This is a genomic window from Delftia sp. GW456-R20 (assembly GCF_001622915.1).
Classification (GTDB): Bacteria; Pseudomonadota; Gammaproteobacteria; order Burkholderiales; family Burkholderiaceae_C; genus Comamonas; species Comamonas acidovorans.
Genome location: NZ_LWCN01000005.1, coordinates 375,277 through 394,093, shown reverse-complemented (window position 1 = coordinate 394,093; position 18,817 = coordinate 375,277). Strand labels below are relative to the sequence as shown.

At 68.4% G+C, this 18,817-nt stretch carries 19 protein-coding genes; 12 read left to right on the top strand and 7 right to left on the bottom strand.

Translation table 11 applies throughout. The features are described 5' to 3' along the window. Positions 1–33: 33 nt before the first annotated feature. From aspS to A4F85_RS25730, 11 genes are all read left to right on the top strand, one after another. Positions 34–1,836: an aspartate--tRNA ligase gene (gene aspS / locus A4F85_RS25780; RefSeq protein ID WP_063328219.1), complete on the top strand. Its 1,803-nt coding sequence runs from the start codon at positions 34–36 to the stop codon at positions 1,834–1,836. A gap of 78 nt (positions 1,837–1,914) precedes the next feature. Next, positions 1,915–2,730, top strand: a complete 816-nt coding sequence (locus A4F85_RS25775; RefSeq protein ID WP_063328218.1) for a CsgG/HfaB family protein — start codon at positions 1,915–1,917, stop codon at positions 2,728–2,730. Between the two features lie 8 nt (positions 2,731–2,738). Beyond that, positions 2,739–3,215 (top strand): dihydroneopterin triphosphate diphosphatase, encoded by a 477-nt coding sequence (gene nudB / locus A4F85_RS25770; RefSeq protein ID WP_034398928.1) that lies wholly within the window; start codon positions 2,739–2,741, stop codon positions 3,213–3,215. A gap of 27 nt (positions 3,216–3,242) precedes the next feature. Beyond that, positions 3,243–4,016 carry an endonuclease/exonuclease/phosphatase family protein gene (locus A4F85_RS25765; protein WP_012207248.1) on the top strand — a complete coding sequence of 258 codons (774 nt, stop codon included), beginning with the start codon at positions 3,243–3,245 and terminating at the stop codon, positions 4,014–4,016. A 129-nt stretch (positions 4,017–4,145) separates the two neighbouring features. Then, positions 4,146–4,868, top strand: a complete 723-nt coding sequence (gene folE, locus A4F85_RS25760; protein ID WP_013800846.1) for a GTP cyclohydrolase I — start codon at positions 4,146–4,148, stop codon at positions 4,866–4,868. A 105-nt stretch (positions 4,869–4,973) separates the two neighbouring features. Beyond that, positions 4,974–5,855 (top strand): EamA family transporter, encoded by an 882-nt coding sequence (locus A4F85_RS25755; RefSeq protein WP_013800847.1) that lies wholly within the window; start codon positions 4,974–4,976, stop codon positions 5,853–5,855. Positions 5,856–5,869: 14 nt separating this feature from the next. Beyond that, positions 5,870–6,733, top strand: coding sequence for a DUF429 domain-containing protein (locus A4F85_RS25750; RefSeq protein WP_063328217.1), 864 nt, complete (start codon positions 5,870–5,872; stop codon positions 6,731–6,733). A 45-nt stretch (positions 6,734–6,778) separates the two neighbouring features. Next, positions 6,779–7,423, top strand: a complete 645-nt coding sequence (locus tag A4F85_RS25745) for a LysE family translocator (protein WP_043824968.1) — start codon at positions 6,779–6,781, stop codon at positions 7,421–7,423. A 107-nt stretch (positions 7,424–7,530) separates the two neighbouring features. Beyond that, complete coding sequence (locus tag A4F85_RS25740; RefSeq protein WP_197485530.1) at positions 7,531–8,373, top strand: alpha/beta hydrolase; 843 nt, start codon at positions 7,531–7,533, stop codon at positions 8,371–8,373. 58 nt (positions 8,374–8,431) lie between these two features. After that, complete coding sequence (locus A4F85_RS25735; RefSeq protein WP_012207242.1) at positions 8,432–9,457, top strand: AraC family transcriptional regulator; 1,026 nt, start codon at positions 8,432–8,434, stop codon at positions 9,455–9,457. A 142-nt stretch (positions 9,458–9,599) separates the two neighbouring features. After that, a complete protein-coding gene (locus tag A4F85_RS25730) occupies positions 9,600–10,613 on the top strand; it encodes a Bug family tripartite tricarboxylate transporter substrate binding protein (protein WP_063328215.1) in 1,014 nt (337 codons plus the stop codon). Here A4F85_RS25730 and A4F85_RS25725 read toward each other — a convergent pair. The 6 genes from A4F85_RS25725 to A4F85_RS25700 all read right to left on the bottom strand — a co-directional run bounded on the left by A4F85_RS25725 (position 10,600) and on the right by A4F85_RS25700 (position 17,609). Further along, positions 10,600–12,081 carry an amidase gene (locus tag A4F85_RS25725; protein WP_063328214.1) on the bottom strand — a complete coding sequence of 494 codons (1,482 nt, stop codon included), beginning with the start codon at positions 12,079–12,081 and terminating at the stop codon, positions 10,600–10,602. The two genes, A4F85_RS25730 and A4F85_RS25725, sit on opposite strands and share 14 nt — an antisense overlap. Before the next feature lie 100 nt (positions 12,082–12,181). Then, positions 12,182–13,675 (bottom strand): ABC transporter substrate-binding protein, encoded by a 1,494-nt coding sequence (locus A4F85_RS25720; RefSeq protein WP_013800854.1) that lies wholly within the window; start codon positions 13,673–13,675, stop codon positions 12,182–12,184. Between the two features lie 129 nt (positions 13,676–13,804). Continuing rightward, positions 13,805–14,662: an ATP-binding cassette domain-containing protein gene (locus tag A4F85_RS25715; RefSeq protein ID WP_063328598.1), complete on the bottom strand. Its 858-nt coding sequence runs from the start codon at positions 14,660–14,662 to the stop codon at positions 13,805–13,807. After that, positions 14,659–15,711 (bottom strand): ABC transporter ATP-binding protein, encoded by a 1,053-nt coding sequence (locus tag A4F85_RS25710; RefSeq protein WP_063328213.1) that lies wholly within the window; start codon positions 15,709–15,711, stop codon positions 14,659–14,661. The genes A4F85_RS25715 and A4F85_RS25710 overlap by 4 nt, the downstream gene beginning before the upstream one ends. 15 nt (positions 15,712–15,726) lie before the next feature. Then, positions 15,727–16,650 carry an ABC transporter permease gene (locus tag A4F85_RS25705; protein WP_034396870.1) on the bottom strand — a complete coding sequence of 308 codons (924 nt, stop codon included), beginning with the start codon at positions 16,648–16,650 and terminating at the stop codon, positions 15,727–15,729. Next, a complete protein-coding gene (locus A4F85_RS25700) occupies positions 16,647–17,609 on the bottom strand; it encodes an ABC transporter permease (RefSeq protein ID WP_013800857.1) in 963 nt (320 codons plus the stop codon). The genes A4F85_RS25705 and A4F85_RS25700 overlap by 4 nt, the downstream gene beginning before the upstream one ends. Before the next feature lie 308 nt (positions 17,610–17,917). On the opposite strand from A4F85_RS25700, the gene A4F85_RS25695 reads away from it, so the two are divergent. Continuing rightward, positions 17,918–18,181 carry a YfhL family 4Fe-4S dicluster ferredoxin gene (locus A4F85_RS25695; RefSeq protein ID WP_012207234.1) on the top strand — a complete coding sequence of 88 codons (264 nt, stop codon included), beginning with the start codon at positions 17,918–17,920 and terminating at the stop codon, positions 18,179–18,181. Positions 18,182–18,185: 4 nt separating this feature from the next. Here the strand turns inward: A4F85_RS25695 and pth are convergent, their stop codons facing one another. Beyond that, positions 18,186–18,809: an aminoacyl-tRNA hydrolase gene (gene pth, locus A4F85_RS25690; RefSeq protein WP_012207233.1), complete on the bottom strand. Its 624-nt coding sequence runs from the start codon at positions 18,807–18,809 to the stop codon at positions 18,186–18,188. Positions 18,810–18,817 lie beyond the last annotated feature (8 nt).

Below are 18,817 nucleotides of genomic sequence, written 5' to 3'. Positions count from 1 at the left end.
CGCGCCCGTCCCGGGCGCAGGAAGCTTTTCATCATGGCCATGCGCTCCCATTACTGCGGTCTAGTGACCGAAGCCCTGATGGGCGAAACCGTTACCCTGTGCGGCTGGGTGAACCGTCGCCGCGACCATGGCGGCGTGATCTTCATCGACCTGCGCGACCGCGAAGGCTATGTGCAGGTGGTCTGCGACCCCGACCGTGCCGAGATGTTCAAGACCGCCGAAGGCCTGCGCAACGAGTTCTGCGTGCAGGTCAAGGGCCTGGTGCGCGCACGTCCCGAAGGCACGACCAACGACAAGCTCAAGAGCGGCCAGATCGAAGTGCTGTGCCACGAGCTGAACGTGCTCAACGCCTCGGTCACGCCCCCGTTCCAGCTGGACGACGAGAACCTGTCCGAGACCGTGCGCCTGACCAACCGCGTGCTGGACCTGCGCCGCCCCTACATGCAGCGCAACATGATGCTGCGCTACCGCACGGCCATCCAGGTGCGCAACTTCCTGGACAAGGAAGGCTTCATCGACATCGAAACGCCCATGCTGGGCAAGAGCACGCCCGAAGGCGCGCGCGACTACCTGGTGCCCAGCCGCGTGCACGATGGCGAGTTCTTCGCCCTGCCGCAGTCGCCCCAGCTGTACAAGCAGATGCTGATGGTGGCCGGCTACGACCGCTACTACCAGATCACCAAGTGCTTCCGCGACGAAGACCTGCGCGCCGACCGCCAGCCCGAGTTCACGCAGATCGACTGCGAGACCTCGTTCCTGGACGAAGAGGAAATCCGCGCCATCTTCCAGCGCATGATCACCGAGGTCTTCAAGACCCAGCTGGACGTGAATCTGGGCGAGTTCCCGATGATGACGTACCAGGATGCGGCCTTCCGCTTCGGCTCGGACAAGCCTGACCTGCGCGTCAAGCTCGAGTTCACCGAACTGACCGAAGTCATGAAGGACGTGGACTTCAAGGTGTTCTCCACCCCCGCCACGACCAAGGGCGGCCGCGTGGTCGCGCTGCGCGTGCCCGGCGGCTCGCAGATCTCGCGCGGCGAGATCGACCAGTACACCGAATTCGTCAAGATCTACGGCGCCAAGGGCCTGGCCTGGATCAAGGTCAACGAAGTGGCAAAGGGCCGCGATGGCCTGCAGTCGCCCATCGTCAAGAACCTGCATGACGCGGCCATTGCCGAGATCCTCAAGCGCACGGGCGCACAGGACGGCGACCTCATCTTCTTCGGCGCAGACAAGGAAAAGATCGTCAACGACTCCATCGGCGCGCTGCGCCTGAAGGTGGGTCACAGCGAATTCGGCAAGGCCAACGGCCTGTTCGAGAACCGCTGGGCGCCGCTGTGGGTGGTGGACTTCCCCATGTTCGAGCACGACGAGGAAAACGACCGCTGGGCGGCCGTGCACCATCCCTTCACCTCGCCCAAGGACGGCCACGAGGAACTCATGGTCACCGACCCGGCCAACTGCCTGGCCAAGGCCTACGACATGGTCCTGAACGGCTGGGAGCTGGGCGGTGGCTCGGTGCGTATCCACCGCGCCGACGTGCAGAGCAAGGTGTTTGACGCGCTCAAGATCTCTCCCGAAGACGCTCGCGCCAAGTTCGGCTACCTGCTGGACGCGCTGCAGTACGGCGCGCCCCCGCACGGTGGCCTGGCCTTCGGCCTGGACCGCCTGATCACGCTGATGACGGGTGCCGACTCCATCCGTGACGTGATCGCCTTCCCCAAGACCCAGCGCGCCCAGGACCTGCTGACGCAGGCACCTTCGCCCGTGGACGAAAAGCAGCTGCGCGAGCTGCACATCCGCCTGCGCAACCCGCTGGCGGCCACCCAGGGCTGAGGACCGGGCCTGGCGGCTTGATACGGACGGCAGAAGCTGGCACAGCTTCTGCCGTTTTTCTTTTTGCGGAGAGCTTTCATGCGTTTTCAAGGCATTGCATCGCTGGCGCTGGCTGTGCTGGCAGGGCTGGGTCTGTCCGGCTGCGGGGAAAAGAAGACCGAGCTGGGGCAGGGCGGCTCGGAGATCACCGGCTCCGCCGGGCCCCTGGGCGCGAACAATGGCTCGCGCGAACTCGTGCGCTGCGATGCGCCCGTGGCCACGCTGGCCCTGGCCGAGAATCCCAACGGCTACGTCATGGGGTCGGGCTACCAACTGCCCGCCTCGCCCGTGCCGCTGATCAAGCTGCTGGCCCAGCAAAGCGGGTGCTTCCGTGTGGTGGACCGGGGCGCGGGCCTGCGCGGCACGGTGCAGGAGCAGGACCTGAAGAACGCCGGCGTGCTGCGCGAGAGCTCCACGGTGCGCAAGGGCCGTGGCTATGAGGCGCAATACACGCTGACGCCCAGCCTGACCTTCAGCGAGCAGGACGCGGGCCGGGGCCTGGCCGGCGTGGTTGCCATGATTCCGGTGCTGCGGGACATCGCGGGGCTGGCCGGCATGGTCGAGCAGGTCAAGTTCAAGGAGGCGCAGACCGCGCTGCTGCTGTCGGACAACGAAACCACCGAGCAGGTGGCCGCTGCCACGGGCGCCGCCCGCACCACCGATCTGGGCGTGGGCGGCATGGTGCTGGGCCGCCTGGGCGCGGCGGGCGCGGGCTGGAGCAATACCAACGAGGGCAAGGTCATCGCCGCCGCCTTTCTGGATGCGCACAACCAGCTCGTGCATCAGGTGCGCGCGCTGCAGGCCAAGGAGCTGCCACCGCCCGTGGCGACCAAAGCGGTCCAGGGCAAGGGCTGATGCCTGCCATGCCAGGCTACAAGATCCCTGAATCGGTGCTGGTCGTCATCTACCGCGATGACGGGCAGGTGCTGCTGATGCGCCGCACGGCACCGGCGCCTGAGGGCGGGGAGTTCTGGCAGTCGGTGACGGGCAGCAAGGACCATGAAGGCGAGTCCTGGCGCGAGACCGCAGTGCGCGAGGTGCGGGAAGAAACCGGCATCGATCCCGAGGCGCCCGGCTGCCTGCTGCAGGACTGGGCGCTGGAGAACATCTACACCATCTACCCGGCCTGGCAGCACCGCTATGCGCCCGGTGTATGGCACAACCGCGAGAGGGTTTTCGGCCTGCGGATTCCGTCCTACACCCCTGTGTTCTTGAATCCGAGGGAACATACCGCATCTGCTTGGCATCATTGGCATGACGCTGCCGAGCGCTGCTACTCCCCGTCCAATGCGGAAGCCATCCTGATGCTGCCGCGATTCGCTTCACTGGAGCTGGACTGATCCCGATCCCTGTGTTCCTGACCGCCTATGACTGACAACGTGAAATCCTCCCACGAGGTGGACCCCGGCCCGTCCATACTGCGCGTCGCGACCTACAACATCCACAAGGGCGTGCAAGGCATGGGTCCCGTGCGCCGCCTGGAGATCCACAACCTGGGACACGCTGTGGAGCAGCTCGATGCCGACATCGTCTGCCTGCAGGAAGTGCGCAAGATGAACCACAAGGAGGCCGCCTACTTCGAGCGCTGGCCCCAGGTGTCGCAGGCGGAGTATCTGGCTCCCCTGGGCTACGAGGCCGTCTACCGCACCAATGCCTACACGCGCCATGGCGAGCATGGCAATGCGCTGCTCACCCGCTGGCCCGTGGTGGGCCACCAGCACGAAGACATCTCCGACCACCGCTTCGAGCAGCGGGGCCTGCTGCATGTGGAGGTGGAAGTGCAGAACCGGCGCGTGCACACCATCGTGGTGCACCTGGGCCTGATCCCCGGCAGCCGCGTGCGCCAGGTCTCCCAGCTCAAGCGCTTCATCGAGCGCGAGGTGCCGCCCGGCGCGCCCGTGGTGGTGGCGGGCGACTTCAACGACTGGGGTGGCCAGATCAAGCGCATGCTCGGCGGTTTCGGCCTGTACGAGTACGACGAATTGCCCAGCGTGCCCACCTATCCCTCGCGCCTGCCGCTGGCCCAGCTGGACCATGTCTACGTGCGCGGCCTCACCCCGCTGGGACTGCATGTGCCCAAGGGACGCATCTGGTGGCGCATGTCCGACCATCTGCCGCTGATTGCCGAATTCCGCCTCTAGCCCCGGGTTCTGTCACACAAGCCATTCTTTTGCTATTGAAATGATAGCTTTCGGCGCGGGCAGAACCTGCGTTTGGGTGGAAAATCCCTTGCGTGCCATGCGGCGGGTTTCGCTGTTACCATGCCAGCCATGTTCAGAGAACTAGTCGACATGAAACAAGACAGCCAGGCCGAGGGCACCCCCGTCTCGGTCAAGATCCGCGAACGGTTGAAGCAGGCGCAAAAGCGCTTTCATGCGAACGACAACATCTCCGAATTCATCGAGCCCGGTGAACTCGAGCTGCTGCTCGACGAAGTCCAGGACAAGATGCAGGGCGTGCTCGACAGCATGGTCATCGACACCACGCACGACCACAACACGCGCGCCACGGCGCGCCGCGTGGCCAAGATGTATGTCAACGAGGTGTTCCGCGGCCGCTATGTGGCGCAGCCCGCCATCACCGAGTTCCCCAACGCCGAGCACCTCAACGAGCTGATGATCGTCGGCCCGATCACGGTGCGCAGCGCCTGCAGTCACCATCTGTGCCCGGTGATCGGCAAGATCTGGATCGGCGTGCTGCCCAACAAGAACACCAATGTCATCGGCCTGTCCAAGTACGCGCGGCTGGTGGACTGGATCATGGGCCGCCCCCAGATCCAGGAAGAGGCCATCATCCAGCTGGCCGACCTGATCCTCGACAAGACCCGCCCTGACGGCCTGGCCGTGGTCATGGAGGCTTCGCACTTTTGCATGTCCTGGCGCGGTGTGCGCGAGATGGACAGCAAGATGCTGAACTCCGTCATGCGCGGCGCCTTCCTCACCAACCCGGAACTGCGCCGCGAGTTCCTCTCGCTGGTGTCCAGCCGCAGGTAACTCCCCGGGGTGGCGTCCCCGGACGCCTCAAGCAACACCCCAGGCTGCGCAGTGCGCGGCCTTTTTTCTTTCCCGCGCCACGCCCCGCTTTCCCCGGACCTGCCCATGTCGCTGCAAGCCTTTGCCCTGATCATCATTGCCGGCCTCATCCATGCCGGCTGGAACATCGTGGCCAAGAAGGCGGGCGGCGACTCGCGCTTCGCTTTCTTCACCTCGGTCATCATGATGGTGATCTGGGCACCGCTGGGCTGGTGGGTGGGGCGCGATGTGGTGCCCACATGGGGCCGCAACGAATGGCTGGTGGTGCTGGCCAGCGGCCTGCTGCACGTGGCCTACTACGTGACCTTGCTGCGTGGCTACCGCAGCGCGGACCTCACCGTGGTCTATCCGCTGGCGCGCGGCTCGGGGCCGCTGCTGTCGTCCATGGTGGCGGTGGTCTTCCTGGGGGAGCAGATTTCCTCGCTGGGCGTGCTGGGCATTGCCGGCGTGGTGGTTGGCGTGTTCCTGATCGCGGGCGGCCCCGGCCTGCTGCGCGCACGCCATGACCCCGAAGCGCGCGAGCGGCTGCGGCTGGGCCTGTGGTACGGCCTGCTGACGGGCGCCTTCATCGCCAGCTACACCGTGGTGGACGGCTACGGCGTGAAGATGCTGCTGATGTCGCCCATCCTCATCGACTACATGGGCAACTTCGTGCGCGTATTCCTGCTCGCTCCCGTGGTGCTGCGCGACCTGCCCACTGCGCGCAGCCTGTGGCGCACGCAGTGGCGCTTCGCGGCCCTGGTGGCGCTGATCAGTCCCATCGCCTATGTGCTGGTGCTCTACGCCATGCAGGATGCACCCATGTCGCACGTGGCGCCTGCGCGCGAAGTCTCCATGCTGTTCGCGGCGCTGATCGGCGGGCACATGCTGCGCGAAGGCGACCGCCTGGCGCGCATTGCGGGCGCGGTGTGCATTGCCGTCGGCGTGACGGCGCTGGGCCTGGGCTGAGCGCCATGGCGGCAATGCGGGTGCTGGGCTGCGATTTCAGCAGCCGGCCTACGGCGCGCAAGCCCATCACCATGGCCCTGGGCCACCTGCTGGCTGGCGACACGGTGGTCCTGCAGGATTTGCTGGAGTTCGCCTCGCTGGACGCATGGGCCGCCTGGCTGGCCCGGCCCGCCGATTCGGCGCAGTCGGCGCAGTCGGCCTGGGTGGGCGGATTCGACCTGCCTTTCGGCCTGCCGCGCGAACTGGTGGAGCAACTGGGCTGGCCCACGGACTGGGCGGCGTGCATGGATCACTACGCCGGCCTCACGCGCCAGAGCCTGCGCGAGCAGTTCAAGGCCTTTTGTGCGGCGCGGCCCGCAGGCGGCAAGTTCGCGCACCGCGCCACGGACGGGCCTGCCGGTGCCAGCCCTTCCATGAAATGGGTGAACCCGCCCGTGGCCTACATGCTGCATGCCGGGCTGCCCTTGCTGCGCGCGGCCGGCGTGCATCTGCCGGGCCTGCAGCCGCCCGGCGAAGGCGATGCGCGCCGCGTGGCGCTGGAAGCCTACCCGGGCATGCTGGCGCGCGCCGTGATCGGCCGCCGCAGCTACAAAAGCGACGAGTCCGCACGGCAAACGCCCGAACGCCATCAGGCGCGTGTGCAATTGCTGGCGGCGCTGGAGAGCGGCGACAACCCGCTGGCTCTGCGCCTGCAGATTGATGGCGAAGAAGCCCGCAACCAGTTTCTGGCAGACGGCAGCGGAGACCGGCTGGACGCCGTGATCTGCATGCTGCAGGCCGCCTGGGCCGCAGCCCGCCATGCGCAGGGCGATGCGCTCTACGGGCTACCGCACGACCTGGACCCGCTGGAAGGCTGGATCGTCACGGCGCAAGCCTGACCCAAGCCGCGCTGGAACATGCGATGAATCGAAAAGAGAGAAGCGATGCCGACCTTTGAAACCCTGCTGGCCTTTTTTGGCGTGGCCGTGCTGCTGGGCCTGAGCCCGGGGCCTGACAACCTGTTCGTGCTCATGCAATCGGCCCAGCGCGGCTGGCGCGTGGGGCTGTGCGTGGTGCTGGGCCTGTGCCTGGGGCTGGTGGTGCATACGGCGGCGGTTGCGTTGGGCTTGGCGGCGCTGGTGGCTGCATCGCCCCTGCTGTTCACCGCCATCAAGCTGTGCGGCGCGGCCTATCTGGCCTGGCTGGCCTGGGGCGCGCTGCGCGCCGTGGCCCGGCCGGGCGAGATGCCGCAGGCCGGCGCAGCCGACCCGCTGACCCCCGCACGGGCGCTGCGCTGGGTGGGGCGTGGCGTGGTGATGAACCTCACCAATCCCAAGGTGCTGATCTTCTTCCTTGCCTTTCTGCCGCAGTTCGCTGACCCCGCGCGCGGCAGCGTGGCCACCCAGGTGATGGTGCTGGGCTGCGTGTTCATGCTGGCGGCGCTGCTGGTGTTCGGCGCCATCGCCTGCTGTTCGGGCTGGTTCGGCGTGCTGCTCCAGCGCTCCGTGCGCGCCCAGAACTGGCTCAACCGCGTGGCCGGGCTGGTCTTTCTGGGCATGGCCGTGCGGCTGGCCCTGGTGCAGCGTTAGGAATACTCTGCTTTTCGCTGCGGGCCACGGCGCGAGGGCCGGGCCGTGGCACAGTCCACGCCATGCTTTCCCGATTGCGCAATCTTTCATGGCCTGCCGCCTTGCTGATGGCCGGATTGTCCGGACTGGCCCTGCTGATGGCGGCGGCCTGGCTGGTGGGCAGCCTGTTGAGCCAGCCGGACCACCAGCCTGTCGGCGCGCCGCCCGCGGACTGGCCGGTCCAGACGCTGCAGTTGCCCACCGACGAGGGCGGGCAGGTCCGGGGCTGGTTCGCCAAGGGGCTGCCGGGCCATGGCGCCGTGCTGCTGCTGCACGGCGTGTACGCAGACCGGCTGGCCATGCTGGCGCGTGCGCGCATGCTCCATCGGCAGGGGTACTCCGTCTGCCTGATCGACCTGCCCGCGCACGGCGAAAGCAGTGGCGAGCGCATCAGCTTCGGCATGGCCGAAGGCGCAGGCGTGCGTGCCGCCATGTCCTATGTGCGGCAACAGCTGCCGGGCGAGAAGGTGGCGGTGATCGGCACATCGCTGGGCGGCGCGGCCCTGCTTTTGTCCCATGTGGCGCCGGGGCCGGATGCGGTGGTGCTGGAGTCCGTGTTCCCCGACATCCGGCAGGCCATAGACAACCGCGTGCGCGCGCACATCGACTGGCTGGCGGACGTGGTCACGCCCTTGCTGGCGTGGCAGCTGCCGCTGCGCCTGCATCTGGAGCTGGCGCAACTGCGTCCCATCGACCATGTGAAGGCGCTGGGTGCTCCCGTGCTGATCGCGGCCGGGCTGCAGGACCGGCACACCACGCCCGCAGAAACCCGCGAGCTGTTCGATGCGGCGCGTGAACCCAAGGCGCTGTGGATGGTGGAGGGCGCCGCGCATGTGGACCTGTACGACTACGCGCCCAAGCCCTACGAGCTGCGGGTGCTGGGATTCCTGGATCGATATCTGGGCCATTGATGGAGACAATGGCTGGCAGACCTTGACCTGCCCATCTGACGCCGTCTCCACCAAGCCCATGCCACAGACCACGGCCCACACCATTGCCATTGCCCAGGTCCTGCAGATCGTGCAGGGCGTGCAGCGCAATGGCATGGATGTGCCAGCCATCCTGCGCCGCGCCGGCATTGCGCCGGCCCTGCTGGATGCGCCGCTGTCGCGCGTGACCCAGGCGCAGTACGCGGCGCTGATCCGCGTGCTGCGCCGCGTCTGCCGCGACGAGCTGTGGGGCCTGTGCCGCCATCCGCTGCCCGTTGGCAGTTTTGCCCAGGCCTGCCGCACCATGCTGCCTTGCCGCACGCTGGGCGAGGCATTGCAGGCCGGGCTGCGTTTCTACCGCCTGGTGCTGCGCGACTTCGCTCCCCGGCTGCAGGTGGTGGACGGCGTGGCCCGAATCGCCATGGTGTCGCTGCGCGAGCGTGATGCGCCGCTGGCCTATGCCGAGCGTTCCTTTTGCTTTCTGGGCTATGGCGTCATGTCCTGGCTGGTGTCGCGCAGGATTGAGCTGACGGGCGTGTGCGCGCCGGCCGGAGCCAGCATGCCGTATGGCACGGAGGCGCAGCGCCTGTTCTTGGCGCCGCTGCAGCGTGACCGCGACTTCACGGGGCTGGAGTTCGATGCGCGCTGGCTGGAGTTGCCCGTGGTGCAGACCCCGGAGAGCCTGGCCGAATTCCTGGACCAGGCGGCCATGGGCCTGGTGATCCGCTACCGCGACCGCACGCGCCTGGGCGAGCGCATCCGCCGCCTGCTGCGCCGCGATCTGGCGGGGGAGCTGCCTTCGCTGGAGCAGGTGGGCGCCGCGCTGTCCATGACCCCGCAGACGCTGCGCCGCCGCCTGCGCGACGAAGGCCTGGGCTTCCAATCCCTCAAGGACGACCTGCGCCGCGACGCCGCCATCGAATTGCTGAACCGCCCGGATCTGACCCTGGCCGACATCGCGGCCCGCGTGGGGTTTGCGGAGGCCAGCACCTTTCACCGCGCCTTCAAGGGCTGGACCGGCCTGCCGCCGGGCGCCTACCGGCAGGCCCAGCATCGCGGCCGCTGATCTTTTTTGCCAATCATTTTGAGACGATCGGCGATTGGTGGCTGAAGGCCCGGTGGCCACACTGTCCATGGACCCTGCCACTGCGGCAGGGCACACCGCCCCGCCAACGAGGGCGGAGCACCGAAGGACAAGGAGACAAGCCATGGAATCGAGCCGACGCGGCTGCCTGCGGGCAGCGCTGGCATGCGCCGCCAGCGCCTCACTGGGTGCCGCCCTGGGAACGGCATCGCCGATCGCCCTTGCACAGCCGGCAGGCGGTGCCTATCCGTCCAAGCCGCTGCGCATGGTGATTCCCTATCCGGCGGGTGGCGGCACGGACATCATCGGCCGCATCATTGCCCAGCAACTGAGCCAGGCCTGGGGCCAGCCCGTGGTGGTGGAGAACCGGCCGGGCTCCAGCGGCATCATCGGCGGCGATGTGGTGGCCAAGTCGGTGCCCGATGGCTATACGCTGCTGCTGGGGATCACGGCCATGATCCAGGCGCCTGCGCTGTACGCCAGGATGCCTTATGACGTGCTCAAGGACTTTGCCCCCGTATCGCAGGTGGCCCTGTCCTCGGACCTGTTCGTGGTGCCGCGCGACGTGCCGGCCACGACGCTGCAGGAGTTCATCGCCCTGGTCAAGGCCCATCCGGGCAAGTACAGCAACGGCAACTACGGCAACGGCACCTCCTCGCACATGCATGGCGAGCTGCTGCGTGCCAGGGCCGGGCTGGACCTGGCGCTGATTCCCTACAAGGGCGCGGCGCCGCTGGTCAACGATGTGCTGGGCGGGCAGCTGTCGTCAGGCTTCATCGACGTGTCCTCGGCCAATGCGCACCTGAAGTCCGACAAGATCCGCATCCTGGCCATCACCGGCATGCAGCGCCATCCGGCGCTGCCCGAGGTGCCCACCTTTGCCGAGCTGGGGCTGGCGGGCTTCGAGGCCAATGGCTGGTTTGCCACCTTCGTGGCGGCGGGAACGCCCCGGCCCATCGTGGACAAGCTCTCGGCCGAGGTGCGGCGCATCGTGGCCTCGCCCGAACTCAGCGGCCGCCTGGCGGCCATGGGGCTGCGCCCGGTGGGCGGTACGCCCGAGGAGCTGTCAGCGGCCATGGCGCGCGACCTGCCGCGCTGGGCGCGCATCGTCAAGGATGCGGGAATCAGGCTGGAGTAGCCGGCACTGCGCGTGCCCGCGCCTGTGCCCCGTCTTCGCTGTCGCCAGTGCCCTTGCCCGGAGGCAGGGGCTGTGGCCAGGCAGGCTGCGGCGGCCGCAACTGCTCCAGTACACGGCTGAGCCGCAGCACGCCCAGGTCGTCAAAGCGGCGGCCCGCGATCTGCACGCCGATGGGCAGCTGCCCGTCATGCCCGCAGGGCACGGACGCGGCGGGCTGCTCGGACATGTTGTAGGGCACGGTGAAGGCAATGTGCTCCAGCGGTCGCAGCGGGTCGTTGGTGGGGCTGGGCAGGTGGGCCGGGAAAGCCGTGATGGGCGCCACGGGCGACAGCACATAGTCGAAGGCCGCCGTGGCCCGCACCGTAACCACGCGCAGCAGGTGCGATTGCTGGCTGGCCACGAACAGCTGGGTGGCGGTGATGGACCCGGCACTGTCGGCCCAGTCGCGGATGAAGGGCAGGACCACGCGGCGCTGGGCGTCCGGCAGCGACTGCATTTCCACATGCGAGCGCATGCGCCAGAAATGGTCGAGGCCGTCGAGCATGTCGCGGGTGAGCCAGGGCTGGATGATCTCGATATGGGCGCCGGCCGATTCCAGCCAGGCCGCAGCCTGCTCCACCACGGCACGCACGCGGGGCTGCAGGGGCAGGCCGCAGCCGGCATCCAGCAGCAGGCCTATGCGCAGGCCGCGCACCTGGGCGGGGTCCATGTCGAAGCCGCTCCAGGCAATGTCCTGGTGCGGCAGGCCCATGCTGTCGCGCGCATCGGGCAGGGACAGCGCCTGCATCATCAGTGCGGCATCGGCCACGCTGCGCGTCATGGGACCGGCACAGCGGCCGGTATAGGGCGGGTCGATGGGCACGCGGCCCAGGCTGGGCTTGAGGCCGAAGATGCCGCACCAGCCTGCGGGCAGACGGATGGAGCCGCCAATGTCCGTGCCCACATGCAGCGGCCCGTAGCCGGCCGCCGCAGCGGCGCCCGCGCCTGCGCTGGAGCCGCCCGGCGTCTTGTCCAGATCCCAGGGGTTGAAGGTGTTGCCGTGCAGCGAGGACAGGCCCGAGGACAGCATGCCGTAGTCGGGCATGGTGGTCTTGGCGAAGAGGATGGCGCCCGCCTCGCGCAGCCGCGCGGCGGGTGGTGCATCCAGCGGGGCCGCGACCTGCGGCATGGCGGCCGTGCCCACGGGCGTGGGGTCGCCGCGCGTGGCGATGTTGTCCTTGACCGTGGCGGGGACGCCGTCAAGCAGGCCTGCCGGCTCGCCGCGCAGCCAGCGCGCCTCGCTGGCGCGTGCCTGGGCCAGTGCGGCCTCGGGGCGCAGCAGGTAGGTGGCGCCCAGGGCCGGCTCCCAGCGCTGCACATGGGCCAGCAGGTCTTGCATGACCTCGACGGGCGAGAGGCTGCGCTCCCGGTAGGCGCGCAGCAGCGCATGGGCGGGTAGGTCGTGCAGAGCCTGTGTCGTTCCAGTCATCGCGGCTTCCTTGAGGATGGCGGTTCCAGCGGCAGATCTGCCGCAGTGTGGACCGGGGCCTCCGGCGCGCCTGTCGCCTGTGGCTCAGCCGGTGCGCGGTTCAGGTGGCCCAGGACAGTGCCGAGAGATCGTTGACGAAGATGGGCATGTCCTTCCACAGTCCGCGCAGGTTCTTGTTGGCCACGGTGACCCATTGCGGCGTGTAGAGGAAGGCGTGCACGCAATCCTGGGCCAGCAGGCGCTGCGCATCGCCCAGCAGGCGCGAGCGGTCGGCGGGGCGCGAGGCGTTCTTGATCTTGTCGTACAGCTCGTTGAACTGGGCGGACTCGTAGCCCCAGTAGTAGTCGGGCTTGGCGAAGTTGCCCAGGTCGAAGGGCTCGACATGGGAGATCAGCGTCAGGTCGTAGTTCTTGAGGGTGTAGGTGCCCGACAGCCACTGCGCCCATTCGACGTTCTGCAGCTTGGCGCGGATGCCGATCTTGGCCAGCTGCGCGGCAATCACCTCGCCGCCCTGGCGCGCGTAGGGCGTGGGCGGCAGGGTCATGGTCAGCTCCAGCGGGGTCTTGACGCCGGCCTCGGCCAGCAGCGCCTTGGCCTTTTCCACGTCGAAGGGGTTGATGCCCGTGGTGTCCACATAGCCAAAGGCCGTGGGCACGTAGTAGCTGCCGATGGGCAGGCCGTAGCCGTCGCCCGCGCCGTCGATCACGGCCTTGCGGTCGATGGCCGCGGCAATGGCGCGGCGCACGCGCGCGTCGCCCAGGGGCTTGCGTGCGTTGTTCATGGCCAGGATGGTCTTGGCGCGCGAGCCGCTGACCACGACCTGGAAGCGCCCGTTGGCCTTGAACTGGGCGACGCTGCGCGGCGTCACGCGCGGAAAGGCATCGACGTCGCCAGCCAGCAGCGCAGCGACCTGGGCCGCGGGGTCGGAGATGAAGCGAAAGCTGGCGCGGCGAATGCGCAGGCCGGAGGCCATGCGGTGCTGCGGCCAGGCCGTGAGCGTGACCGAGGCACCCTTGCTCCAGTTGCCCAACTGGTAGGGGCCCGTGCCCACGGGGCGCGTGGCGTTGGTGGCCGCGCTCTTGGGCTCGACGATGATGGAAGTCGCCTGGCCGAGCACGAAGAGGAAGTCGGGATCAATGTCCTTGTTGATCACGACCACGGTGTGGTCGTCCACCACGCGCGTGGACAGGGAGGCGAAGGTTCGCTTGTCCTTGTTGGTGCTCTTGTCGTCGCCCGCCCGGTCGAAGGAATACTTCACGCTGTGGGCGTTGCAGGGCTCGCCGTTCTGAAAACTCACGCCCTTGCGCAGGCGGAAGGTGTAGGTCTTGAGGTCGGGCGAGACCTCCCAGCTCTCGGCCAGCAGCGGCGAGACGCTGCCGTCCGGGTTGATCTTGGTCAGCGTCTCGAACAGGTTGTAGAGCACGATCTCGCCGATGGAAGATGCGGCGCCGGCCGTGGGGTCCAGCCCCGGGGGCTCCAGCGTCATCGCCAGCGTGATGCTGTCCTTGCGGCTCTGGGCCAGCGCAGGCCAGGGCATCAGCAGGGGCAGGCCGGCAGCAGCGGAGCTGGCCAGCAGGGAACGGCGGTTGAACATGAACAGGTCTCCGGAAATTCTTGCAGATGGTTCTCGGGCCGCTGTCTGCGGCCTGCAGCAGTGTTTTTACACCACGGCGCACGGGTGCGTGGCCCTGGGGGGCTGGTCCGCGCGGGCGGCCGTCAGCTTTCAGGCCCGGTGCTGCAGGGCGATGTGCGGCACGGCCCGGACCAGGGCCTGCGTATACGGGTGCTGCGGGGCGTGGAACAGCTGCTGCGGCGCTCCGCGCTCGACGATGCGGCCCTCGCTCAGCACGATGGCGTCGTCGCACAGGTGCTGGACCACGGCCAGGTCGTGGCTGATGAACAGATAGGACAGGCCCAGCTGCTGCTGCAGATCGTGCAGCAGGTTCAGCACCTGGGCCTGCACCGAGACGTCCAGCGCACTCACGGGCTCATCGGCCACGATGAGGCGGGGCCGTGTGATCAATGCCCGCGCAATGGCGATGCGCTGGCGCTGGCCGCCCGAGAACTCATGCGGGTACTTGTCCAGATCCTGCGCGCGCAGGCCGACCTGTTCCAGCGTGGCGCGGGCCAGGTCGCGCCGGGCGCTGCGTTCGGGCGACGCAGGCTGGGCGAGCAGGGGTTCGCAGACGATGTGCTCCACCGTCATGCGCGGGTCCAGCGAGCCGTAGGGGTCCTGGAACACCATCTGGAAATCGCGGCGCGCCATGCGCAGGGCCTGGTTGCCGAGCCGGTGCAGGTCCTGGCCCAACAGCCGCACGCTGCCGGCGCTGGGCGTGTCCAGCGCCATGACCAGGCGTGCCAGCGTGGACTTGCCTGAGCCCGACTCGCCCACCACGCCCAGGCTGCGCCCCGCCGCCAGCGTGAAATCCACGCCGCGCAGCGCATGCACCTGCTCCGGCGCGCGCCACAGCGACCGGCGCGGCAGCTGGTAGCTGCGGGTCAGACCTGTCACTTGCAGCAGGGGTGCATCGGCAGCCGGTAGCGTCTGGACCGGTGGCGTCTGGAGGGGGTGCCCTGTCATGCGCATTCCTGTGCAGGCAGGCCCTGTGCAATGGCCTCGGGGCGCAGGCAGCGCACCACATGCGGCTGTGCCCAGGCCTGCAGTGATGCTGGCGTGGGCCGCTGCGGGCGCTCCAGTACCACGGGGCGCGGGCGCTCGCTGTGGCAGGCCGGCTCGGTGAAGCTGCAGCGGCCCGCGAAGGCGCAGCCGGCCGGCAGGTCCACCAGCTCGGGCACCGTGCCGGCAATGGTGGGCAGCCGGGCCGGCGGCAGGCTGCCTGGGGCGGACAGGTCCAGCTGGGGCCTGGCCGCGAACAGGCCGCGCGTATAGGGATGGGCGCGGCGCGCGAAGATGGCCTCGGTCATGCCGCTTTCGACCACGCTGCCGCCGTACATGACCAGCAACTGCTCCACGTTCTGCGCGATCACGCCCAGGTCGTGCGAGATCAGCAGCAGGGCCATGGAATGCTCGGCCACCAGTTCCTGCAGCAGGTCCAGGATTTGCTGCTGAACGGTCACGTCCAGCGCCGTCGTGGGTTCGTCGGCAATCAGCAGGTCGGGCCCGCAGGCCAGGGCCATGGCGATAGTGATGCGCTGGCGCTGGCCGCCCGAGAACTGGTGCGGATAGTCGTCATAGCGCTGGGCCGCACGGGCAATGCCCACGCGCTCCAGCAGCGCCACCGCATGCGCGCGCGCGGCCTGGCGGCCCAGGCGCAGGTGATGGCGCAGCGGCTCGGCCACCTGGCGGCCGATGCCGTGCACGGGGTTCAATGCCGTCATCGGCTCCTGGAACACCATGGCCATGCGGTTGCCGCGCAGGCGGCACAGCGCGTTCTCGTCCATGTCCAGCAGCTCCTTGCCGTTGAGCTGGATGCTGCCGTCCACCTGGGCATGCTCTGGCAGCAGGCCCATCAGCGCCAGGGCGGTCAGCGACTTGCCGCAGCCCGACTCGCCGATCAGGCCCAGCGTGGCGCCGCGCTCCAGGATGAACTCCAGGTTCTGCACGGCGCGCGCGCGGCCGCGCGGGGTCTGCAAGGTGATGGTGAGGCCGGAGACTTCGAGCAGGGGCATGGGCGCGTGCCTTCCTCAGCGCTGGCGCGACAGGCGCGGGTCGAGCAGATCGCGCAGCCCGTCGCCCAGCAGGTTGAGCCCGAGCACCGACAGCGCAATGGCCAGGCCCGGCCACACGGCCAGCAGCGGTGCCTGGAACATGAGGGTCTGCGCCTCGCTGAGCATGCGGCCCCAGGAGGCCTGGGGCGGCTGCGTGCCCAGGCCCAGATAGGACAGGGCGGCCTCGGCCAGAATGGCCAGCGCGAACTGGATGGTGGCCTGCACCACCAGCACCGGCAGGATGTTGGGCAGCACGTGGCGCCAGGTGATGCTGGCGCGGCCATGGCCGCAGGCGCGTGCGGCCAGCACGTATTCGCGCGCCCACACGGCCTTGGCCGATGCCCGCGTGATGCGCGCGAAGGTGGGGATGTTGAAGATGCCGATGGCAATGATGGCGTTGACGATGCCCGCGCCGAACACGGCCGTGAGCATGATGGCCGACAGCAGCGCGGGAAAGGCAAAGCTGAAATCGGCCAGCCGCATGATGGTCTCTTCCACCCAGCCCCTGCAGGCTGCCGCGACCAGGCCCAGCGCCACGCCCATCGACAGCCCGATGCCCACGGCAATCACGCCGACCAGGATGGAGCTGCGCGCGCCCAGGAACAGCAGCGAGGCCACGTCCCGCCCATAGGCGTCGGTGCCCAGCCAGTGCAGGGCGCCCGGTGCAGCCAGCTTGGCGTCCATGTCCATGTCGTAGGCAGAGCCCGGCGTCCACCAGAAAGACAGCAGGGCCGTGAGCAGCAGCAGCGCGGTCAGCACCGCTCCCAGCAGGAAGCTGCGGTGGCCCAGCATGCGCCGGCCCGCTCCGGCGGGCGCGCCCAGGGTGACGGCCCGCGTGGGCCGATGGCCCGCTTGCGAGGCGGAGGGCGGGGGCGAAGGAGGGCTGTGCGGCTGGCTCATACGTCGCTGGCCTCGATGCGCGGATCAATGGCCGCGTACAGCACGTCCACGATGAAGTTGATGACCACCACCATGGCCGCCAGCAGCAGCACGCAGTTGCGCACCACGATCAGGTCGCGGTTGGCGATGGACTGGAAGATCAGCCGGCCCAGGCCCGGCAGGTAGAACACGTTCTCCACCACGATGGTGCCTGCCAGCAACTGGGCGAACTGCAGGCCCATGACCGTGAGCACGGGAATCATGGCGTTGCGCAGCACATGGCCCCAGAGCACGGCACGGCGCGACAGGCCCTTGGCGCGGGCCGTGCGCACGAAGTCCTCGCGCAGCACCTCCAGCACGGCCGAGCGCGTGATGCGCGCCAGGATGGCCGCCTGCACCACGGCCAGCGAGATGGCCGGCAGCAGCAGCGCCTGCAGTGCCTGCAGCGGGCCGCCGCCGTCGGCCTCGCTCCAACCGGGAAAGCCGCCGGCGGAAAACCATTGCAGCTTCACCGAGAACACCAGGATCAGCAGGATGGCAAACCAGAAATTGGGGATGGCGATGCCGACCTGGGCCAGGCCCATGATGCCCAGGTCGCCCCAGCGGTTGTGGCGCGAGGCGGCATAGATGCCGGCGGCCAGTGCCAGCACGGTCGTGATGAGCATGGCCATCACGGCCAGCGGCACGGTGACGGCCAGCCGCTCCAGCACCAGCTCGCTGACCGGCGTGCTATAGGCGTAGCTCAGGCCCATGTCGCCGTGCAGCAGCCCCTGCAGCCACTGCAGGTAGCGCTGCCAGGCCGGCTGGTCCAGCCCCAGTTGCACGGCCAGCGCCTGCACCGCCTCGGGCGCGGCATCGGGGCCCATCAGCGTCTGGGCGGCATTGCCGGGCAGCACTTCCAGCACGCCGAAAACCACGGCCGATGCGCCCAGCAGCGTGGCTGCCAGCATCAGCAGGCGCTTGAGCAGAAAGATGCTCATGGGCAATCGGCCTCGGCAGGGTGGGTGGCGGTCACGTCGGCGGAGTGGGTGGGTTGTTCTTGGAAGGGCCCGAATGGTACTGCGCATGGCCCATGCGCGCAGCATAGCGGCCTTTGAAGCGGCAGGGCCCCGATGGACGGGGACGCGGCCATCGATTTCGGGGCGCCGGGCTTGCCCGTGCAGCCTCCATGCTTATGTGGCGGACAGGATAATGGCGGCATGACTGATGCCACCTTGCTGCAAGGCCCCTTCGGGGCGCATGGGCTCGCCCGGCCCGGAGCGTGGCTGGCACTTGCGAGGGACCTGCCATGGCTTTGATGATCACCGACGAATGCATCAACTGCGATGTCTGCGAGCCCGAGTGCCCGAACGATGCGATCTCCATGGGCGAGGAGTACTACGAGATCGAGCACAGCAAGTGCACGGAGTGCGTGGGCCATTTCGATGAGCCCCAGTGCGTGCAGATCTGCCCGGTGGCCTGCATTCCCGTGAATCCCGCCCATGTGGAAGACCGCGAGACGCTGATGCAGAAGTACCTGCGTCTGCAGTCCCAGGCTCCCGCTTCTTCCTGAACGTTCAGCCCTTGTCGCTCTCGGCCGTGGCCGGGCGTGCGGGCTTGGGGCGCGGCGGCTTGGTGGTGTGGATCAGCAAGGTTGCCTTGTCCATGTTGCCGGCCTGCAGTTCGGGCCAGGCCTTGAGGGAGTGGGCGATGCTGTCCTCGATCAGCTGGCGCTGGTCGGGCGCGGGCTTCTTGAGCACCCAGTTGGCGACTTCGGCCTTGTGGCCCGGATGGCCTATGCCGATGCGCAGCCGCCAGTAGTCGGCCGAGCCCAGCTGGGCATGGATATCGCGCAGGCCGTTGTGGCCACCGTGGCTGCCGCCGCGCTTGAGCTTGACCTGGCCGGGCTCGAAGTCCAGTTCGTCATGGACCACCAGGACTTCCTCGGGCTGGATCTTGAAGAAGCGCGCCAGCGCGCCCACCGACTTGCCCGACAGGTTCATGAAGGTCTGCGGCTGCAGCAGCCAGACGTTCTCGCCGCGCACGCTGGCACGGGCCATGAGGCCGAAGTAGCTGCGCTCGGGTACCAGCTGGACCTTGAGTTCGCGCGCCAGCGCATCAATCCACCAAAAGCCCGCGTTGTGGCGGGTGTCCTCATACTCCGGCCCGGGGTTGCCCAGGCCGACAAACAATTTGATCATCGGGCGAT